This is a genomic window from Occallatibacter sp., assembly GCF_036502485.1.
Classification (GTDB): domain Bacteria; phylum Acidobacteriota; class Terriglobia; order Terriglobales; family Acidobacteriaceae; genus Telmatobacter.
The window spans coordinates 1-7,522 of sequence record NZ_DASXYM010000179.1 but is presented as its reverse complement, the minus strand read 5'-3'; the positions used below and the strand labels follow the sequence as shown (position 1 = coordinate 7,522).

The window sequence follows — 7,522 nt, the reverse complement described above, 5'->3', positions numbered from 1 at the left end:
CGTCCTCCGCGGCCATCTGCCACCCAACCAGGATCGCGTCGCCTGATCCCGTGACAAAAGGCCTCCCAACACACCGTCCCTAAATCCCACAAAATCAATGGCCGGATCTACTCGATCCGGCCGTGACAAAACCTGTACCTTCGGAGACAGCAGAGACACGCTCCTCGTACCGCCGCCACCCCGGCTTCAACGGTTTGCCCGTGAGGCCAAGTGACATTGCGGAACTCTAGCCGGCTCAATTCAAATTGCACCAGAGGAGGCAAGAGCTACGCCTGTCTAACGCTGAGCTCCGCGGCGAGCCCAGGTGCTGGAGTTCTGGACGCCTCATACCTCCACGGTTTGCTCGATCTGCAGACTTTGACCCGTCGCCAGCCAGTGTGCACATTCGGGGCCTAATTCCGCAAGGGCTTTGGACTCATATTCGGCAGACTCGGCCGCAGTTAATGTCTCTTTCCAGCGCCCATTTGTGCCCTTGTTGATAAAGCTTTTTACACCGTCTACCCACATCGCTCCGCCCAAGGGCACAATCTTCTCGCCATGCGCCCGCATCCAGTCGAATGTGCAGTGCTCAACGATGAGGTCCCATTTGCTCTCGTCGATGGGGATATTGAGAAACGCGGCGATACGTCGCATCTCTTCCGGCATGTTCCGTTTCAAGACGTCGAAGTGGACCATCAGCAGGTTAGGCAAATCGCGGATTTCCCACCAGCTGCGCACGTTCTCCCAGAACGACCAGTAGGGAAACCCGTCTTTCTCAAGCCACGTGTGCCAGTATTCACGAATGTCGGCGGGTGGAGGCTCCAGGGGCGGGCCCACGCGCCCGGGGCTGTTATTCAGGGCATCGTACATCGCCTGACTTCCCGTAGCGTGATGGTTATAGAGACTCCACAGGACATCGCGGCCATCGCGGCCAATGTAGATGTACTTGGCCTTGGGAGAGTACACAAGGGCGTCGACGGGGAGATGTGTCTTTACGAATCGGCGGTGCGTCTGTGCTTCCACTGCGGCCAGCTTCACTTCCTTGGGTGGAACCCGCATGTCGATCCACGGCGACATCGCTTGTGTATCGATATCCGTTTCGCCGTCGAAGAGCAGTTGCGCAATGATTTGCTGCATCCAGGTTGTGCCAGACTTGGCGTAGGTCGAAATGATGATGTCATCATCTCGGAACTTGAAGTTATCCCAGAACGTGGAGTCAATGTGTTGGTTGTGCATCTCCGAAGTTTTCTCAGGCCAGATCACAGTCATGCTCGTTCTCTCCTTTGTTGTGGGCCCTTTAGGTTCTCAAATTTCATAGCTCAGTTCCAGCACAGCATCCCAGGCTGAAGGATGGAGTTCACCATGCGTTTGGGCGTGCGCGATCCCCATATCGGTGACGCGGAGAATACCGAGCTTCTCAAGGCGCCGCAGAATGATCTCGACGCTTGGCTCAGGTAAATCCGACGACGAATCAATGATCACCTCCGGCGCCAGCGGCGGCTCGTACAGGTCAGAAATCCCGGTGAATTGTCCGATTTCTCCCGATAAGGCCTTCTTGTAAAGGCCCTTCACATCCCGCTGGATGAGGACTTCCACCGGACACTGCATGTAGATTTCGACGAAGTTCGTGATCCGCTGTCTTAGCCTGTCACGACCGGTGCGGTACGGCGATATGGCGGCGACGATGGCGATCACACCATTGCGGGAGAGCAGTTCGCAAATGAATCCGATGCGCTGGATATTCTCTTCCCGGTCTTCCCTGGAAAATCCAAGCCCCTTGCACAGCTGAGTGCGAATGATGTCTCCGTCGAGCACTTCGACTCTGGCGCCCAAACGCCGCAAGCGGGAGGCGAGCAGTTGCGACAGCGTGCTCTTGCCGCTACCGGAGAGGCCCGTGAACCACAATGTACAGCCAGTGTTCATGTTGTGCTCCTCTGGGGTTGATTGACAAACAAGCCCAGCCAGCTTCACCGATGCAGCGGTACGATTCGCCGCTGAACCAGAATCTCCGTTATCTTTGCAACTGCTTCTTCAGGGCTACTGAAAAGGGAAGCATCCACATCGATGAAATGGCCCAAAGCCATGAGCGCCTTGGCTCGACCTTTCTCCACTTCATAGAGGAAGTCGGCGGCGCAAATCGTCACCAGTCCGGCGGCGGTAAGGTTTTGCGCCAGTTCCAGCATGACGCTTCCATCACTCTGGGCGGCGATGGTGTGGGTTAGGTAGCCTCGCTTGAACAGTTCACTCTCGACGGCGAATGCAAGCTGAACCCCGCCGTTCAGCCACACCAGGACAGATGCATGGCCCACGCGTTTCTGCCGGTCAACGGTGGAGATGCGCTCTGCGTCAAGGGTTTGCACTTCCTGGATGGCAGGATCCGACAATTTTGGGTCGCGGCCAGTCACCATGCCGGCTGCCACGGTGGCGTTGCAGATGGGATCGACCAGGATAAAGCTGCCCGTGGCGCGGTTGCGGCGATACTGGTCTACAAAAATCGGAGAATGCGTGTCAATGACAACGGTGCCGATCTCGTTGAGCTTCAACTCGGTGGCGGGGTGACGCTGAAAGCTGTTGACATCCACGCGATAGCGGACATACCTGACCTGGGCCTTCACCCATTGCGTAGAGTGCTTGATGATGTACTGGCGGCGAAGGTCGAGAGGCTGGTCGCCCATCCACACCAGGCGTGCATCGATGCAGCGCGTGACATGGGGCGGCTGGGAGGGCGGCACCAGCATATTGCCCCGGCTCACGTCCACCTCGTCTTCGAGACAAACGGTCACGGACATGGGCGGGAATGCGCGCGCGAGTTCTCCTTCATGAGTGACGATTGATTTCACCCTCGAGGTACGGCCGGAAGGCAGCACCATGACCGGATCGCCGGGTCTCAGCACGCCGGAAGCAACCTGCCCTGCAAAGCCGCGAAAATCATGGGTGGGCCTGAGCACGAGTTGAACCGGGAAACGCATTTCGGTGAGGTTCCTGTCGCTCGCAATGTGAACCGTCTCGAGATGGTGCAGCAGGCTTGCTCCCCCGAACCACGGCATGCTCTCGCTTTTGGTAACGATGTTGTCGCCGTGCAGCGCGCTCACCGGAATGAAGTAGAGATCCGAAAGCTGGAGGGGAGCGGCAAAGCTGAGGAAGTCAGCGCATATCTTCTCGAAGACTTTTTCGCTGTAGCCGACCAGGTCCATCTTGTTGACGGCCACCACCAGGTGATGAATGCCGAGCAGCGAAGCGATAAACGCGTGCCGGCGGGATTGCGCCAGTACGCCGTTGCGCGCATCCACCAGGACAATGGCGAGATTAGCCGTCGAAGTGCCAGTGGCCATGTTGCGCGTATATTGTTCGTGGCCGGGAGTATCGGCAATGATGAACTTGCGCCTCGGCGTGGAGAAGTAGCGATACGCGACGTCGATGGTGATGCCCTGTTCCCGCTCCGCGCGCAGCCCATCTGTAAGCAGAGCGAAGTCCATGGCGCCGGCAGACTGGTTCACTGTCGCTTTTCTGATCGCGCTGAGTTGGTCCTCGTATACGCCTTTCGAGTCGTAAAGGAGCCGGCCGATCAAGGTTGATTTCCCGTCGTCCACACTGCCGCAGGTTATGAAGCGGAGCAGGTCTTTCTCCTCTTCACGGCGCAGGAATGCCTCGATTCCGGTCGATGCTCGCGTAACTGTATCCACGCTAGAAATAGCCTTCCCTCTTCTTTATCTCCATGGATCCTTCGAGGTCGAAGTCAATGATGCGGTTCTCGCGCTCCGACCGGCGGAACAGCATCATTTCCTCGATGATCTTGGGGAGAGTATCGGCTTCGGAGCGGATTGCCCCCGTGCAGGGGCTGCAGCCCAGCGATCGCATCCTGCACATGACCAACTCCTTCTTCTCGCCCGGCAGCAGCGGGACATTGGCTTCGACAGGAATGAGATTGGATCTGCGCACAACCATTTCCCGCTCCCTGGCGAAGTACAGTGGCACGATGGGAATGTTCTCCAGGTGGATGTATTGCCAGACATCCAGCTCAGTCCAGTTTGAAAGCGGAAACACGCGGATGCTCTCGCCGGGGTTCAGCCGCGAGTTGAAGAGGTTCCACAACTCCGGCCTTTGATTCTTTGGATCCCATTGGCCATGCGGGTCGCGGAAGGAGTAAACGCGCTCCTTGGCGCGCGATTTTTCTTCGTCGCGCCGCGCCCCGCCGATTGCCGCGTCAAACTCGCCCTCGGCCAGCGCATCGAGCAACGCTCGCGTCTTCAGAAGCCCGCAGCATTTCTGGGTGCCCAGGTCGAACGGGTTCGCCCCGGCATCGATAGCCCCTCTGTTGGTATGCACGATGAGGCGGGCGCCGATCTCCGCGCAGAAAAGATCGCGGAACTCGATCATCTCGCGAAATTTGTAGGTCGTGTCCACGTGCAGAAGAGGAAACGGGATTGGCCCGGGAGCGAATGCCTTTTGCGCCAGCCGCACCATCACTGACGAGTCCTTGCCGATGGAGTAAAGCATCACGGGACGCTCAAACTCGGCCACCACCTCACGCAGGATGTGGATGCTCTCTGCTTCGAGCATGCGCAAGTGGCTCAGGATCAAGCTGTCTGTCATACCGCCCCGCTCATTGGTTGTGCCGCGCCGTACACATGTCCCGCATATCGTCCAGAAAGCTGTAATTCAGGTGAATGTTGGAGTCGATTCCGGTGCCCAGCCGGATGCGAGGCTTGTTTTCGCCGTGAAAGTCAGTGCCCCCAGTCGGTATGAGGCCAAAACTCCGGGCGAGTTCGGCATACGCCGCAGTGCCGGCGGGCGTATGTTCGCTGTGAAATACCTCGATTCCCTGCAGTCCGACGTCGATCAAGTGTTCCAGAAGTTTCGCCAGATCGGGCCCGCGCTGCGGAAGTCGCACCGGGTGAGCCAGCGACGCCATGCCCCCACTTTCAACAATCCGCCGTATTCCTTCTTCGAGAGTGGGTTCATCGCGGTCGACGGCCGCCTTGGCATCATCGGCGAGATACACGTCGAAGGCCTCCTGGATGTTCGACACGTAGCCTTTGTCGCACAACACCCGGGCGAAATGCGGGCGGCCCACCTGGTTCCGTCCGTAGATCTCAGCTTCCTGCAGCGCGACTTCCACGCCCAATTGCCGCAGTCTGGCAACCAGTTCCACGTTGCGCTGCCGGCGGCTCTCCTGCTGGCTTTCCAGCCAGCCCCGGAACTCGGCGGAAGGCGCAGACAGGAGCCAATAACCGAGCAAATGCGCCGACGGCTCTCGTTTCCCCGGGAGCGCCTGCGCCTGGGGCCGCGTGCTCAGTTCCACCGCGCAGATTAATTCCAGCCCGCAAGCGGCCGCCGCTGGCATCGCGGCATCGTAGCCGGCAAGCGTATCGTGATCCGAAATCCCCAGCGCCTCGATGCCGTGGCGTACTGCCATACGTACCAAGTCTCCCGGATCGGTGGACCCATCCGAACGGTCCGTATGTGTGTGCAGGTCAATCACTACCGCTCCGTTGATTTACTTGATGGGCGCCGAATACATATCTGCCACGCGGTAGCTTCGATAATCGGCCGCGCCCACTAACTCGATGGCAAACACCGGCTTGCCATTCTTGTCGAAATCCGTGGTTCGTCCTTTGACCGGAAGTGACCAACCCCCTACCGCGCTGTATCCCCCGTTTTTCAACACTTGCATGGAGCCGCAGCAGATGGTGTTGACTCCCAGCGGCGCGTTGACCAGGAGTGTGGCGACGTGTTTTTGTTCGTCGAGCTTCCAGACCTGTGCGCGCACTCCGGGTTTTGGCTTTTGCGCTTTGGGATCGCTGCCGGGAGCAGGGGGACCAAACGCATTACCTGCATCACCGTCGTCTGTGAGCGTCAGAATGTCGGAACCGACCGGCTCAAACCCCGCATCGTGCTGGAACGAGAACCACGGATTGGGATCTTTAGAATCCGTGGTGAAGTCACCGTCTTTCCCTAAGCGCCAAAGAACCTTGCCGCTGCCTTTTCCATCCTTCCAGTCAATCTTTACTACCCAATTCTGTTCCGGCATCGAAATCAGGAGGTCCCCGGTCGACGGGATGTAGTTAAGGGAGTTGCTGTGCAGCCATCCGTTGGCCTCATCGGCCAGCAACACCGCCGGGCATCCATCTCCACCGCCGGTCTGGCATTTGGCTTCATTCAGCGATTTGCGGTTGAGGTCCATGTGATCGAATGAGTTCCAGACCGCGTCAACTTGAAAGTCGTCGTCGAGGTCGATCACCACGTCCCCAAGTACATCCACCGGCAACTTGGATCCCTGTGTCCCGGTGGGCATCATGCGCTCGATTCCCGCCACCGTAAGCGTATGCCCGTTGGGCAATCGAATGGCTTCATGATGAAAACCGCCCACGCACTCTCTGCCCGCCTTATGGCAGTCGGAGTGAATGCCGCGGGACTCCAGTTGCTCCGCAACCCTTCCAATATTGGTTTCGCGGACAATGTTCCCTGCCAGATCCAGCTCGCGCAACACCTGCCCTTCATGGGCGCTGTTGACCGAATTCATTCCGTCGCCCAAAGTCAGGAACCGTCCCCCAGGAATTACGCGAGTGATCCAGTCCCGGGATCGCAGATACCAGATCACCCGGCCCTGAAGATCGGTCGCAAACGGACGACCATTGCCGTCAAAAGATAGCGCGCTAAAGATGATCACCGGCTCCACATCGTCATAGCCGGCCGGCGGCGCCGTCTGGATCGTCACCGCGGGAAAATTACCGTCCAAGATGCCGGTACGGAATGGGAGCCAATCACCGGGCGCAGCGTTGCCGCCGGTGCTGACCTCCGAACGCAGCCGGTATTCAGTATCGGCACGCATGCCCGCAACATAGACGTTGCTGCTGATCGAGCCCCGGCACGGCTGGTTGGGCGTGCGGCTGACGGACTCTTCGCCCTCCGCGTGGAAAGCTACGCGAAACTGGCTTCCTGTGGGGCAAGGCGGAGCGCTGAACAACGCCACTAAGGGGTGAGACGTATGCGTCACCGACGCTGAGCCTTTGGTCCGCGACACAATCTGGAAAGGCACCTCTGCCTGGCCTGTCGCTTTCGTCTCGTTGTTGCGCACTCTCACGCGAACCGTGGCCGTCTGCTCAAAAAGATCGGGAGTCCAGACAAACGAAGGTGGCTGGCTGAAGTCCCTCACGATCCTGAACGGGCCACCGTTGACGCTGACTGAGTACTGGAAAACGAACATATCCCTGCTCAGGCTTTCCAGTCCGATCGAAGAGGTGAGACCGATGGGGGTTCCCACCGGCTGGGGTGAGGCCACGCTCGTCAAGAGCTGGACCGTGATCGGAACTTCGGTTGCGCGCAGAAACGCCGCCGACAACAGCAGGGGAAGCACTAAGAGTCGTCGCACAGGACTGCAAGCATAGCATAAGTCAAACTGTTTGCAAGCACGTTACGCAAGGCACCCTAAGTAACATCGGAACTGGAACTTAGCCAAAAGCCTTCCAGCAAAGTTGCAGCCCCAGAGCCACCAGGCAAACGGAAAGCACAACCTGTAGCGCGCGAGTCGGCATCCGGGAGC

At 58.6% G+C, this 7,522-nt stretch carries 6 protein-coding genes; all 6 read right to left on the bottom strand.

Features of this window, described 5'->3' with window-relative positions; genetic code table 11:
- Window positions 1-324 precede the first annotated feature (324 nt).
- Genes VGL22_RS21660 through VGL22_RS21635 form a run of 6 tightly spaced genes read right to left on the bottom strand, consistent with a single transcriptional unit; the run spans window position 325 to window position 7,351 of the window.
- Window positions 325-1,248, bottom strand: coding sequence for a sulfotransferase domain-containing protein (locus VGL22_RS21660; protein ID WP_465269053.1), 924 nt, complete (start codon window positions 1,246-1,248; stop codon window positions 325-327).
- A 36-nt stretch (window positions 1,249-1,284) separates the two neighbouring features.
- The gene (cysC, locus tag VGL22_RS21655; RefSeq protein ID WP_465269052.1) at window positions 1,285-1,950 is read right to left on the bottom strand and encodes an adenylyl-sulfate kinase; all 666 of its coding nucleotides are present in this window, start codon (window positions 1,948-1,950) and stop codon (window positions 1,285-1,287) included.
- Complete coding sequence (gene cysN / locus VGL22_RS21650; protein WP_465269051.1) at window positions 1,947-3,662, bottom strand: sulfate adenylyltransferase subunit CysN; 1,716 nt, start codon at window positions 3,660-3,662, stop codon at window positions 1,947-1,949. Before cysN ends, cysC begins: the two co-directional genes overlap by 4 nt.
- A 1-nt stretch (window position 3,663) precedes the next feature.
- Window positions 3,664-4,572, bottom strand: a complete 909-nt coding sequence (cysD, locus tag VGL22_RS21645) for a sulfate adenylyltransferase subunit CysD (RefSeq protein ID WP_465269050.1) — start codon at window positions 4,570-4,572, stop codon at window positions 3,664-3,666.
- A 10-nt stretch (window positions 4,573-4,582) separates the two neighbouring features.
- Window positions 4,583-5,461: a PHP domain-containing protein gene (locus tag VGL22_RS21640; protein WP_465269049.1), complete on the bottom strand. Its 879-nt coding sequence runs from the start codon at window positions 5,459-5,461 to the stop codon at window positions 4,583-4,585.
- A gap of 15 nt (window positions 5,462-5,476) precedes the next feature.
- Complete coding sequence (locus VGL22_RS21635; protein ID WP_465269048.1) at window positions 5,477-7,351, bottom strand: aryl-sulfate sulfotransferase; 1,875 nt, start codon at window positions 7,349-7,351, stop codon at window positions 5,477-5,479.
- Window positions 7,352-7,522: the final 171 nt, after the last annotated feature.

Bases quoted from the DNA above. Each gene is read 5' to 3' on its own strand.
- VGL22_RS21660 (WP_465269053.1), bottom strand. From the start codon at position 1,248: ATGACTGTGATCTGGCCTGAGAAAACTTCGGAGATGCACAACCAACAC.
- cysD (WP_465269050.1), bottom strand. From the start codon at position 4,572: ATGACAGACAGCTTGATCCTGAGCCACTTGCGCATGCTCGAAGCAGAG.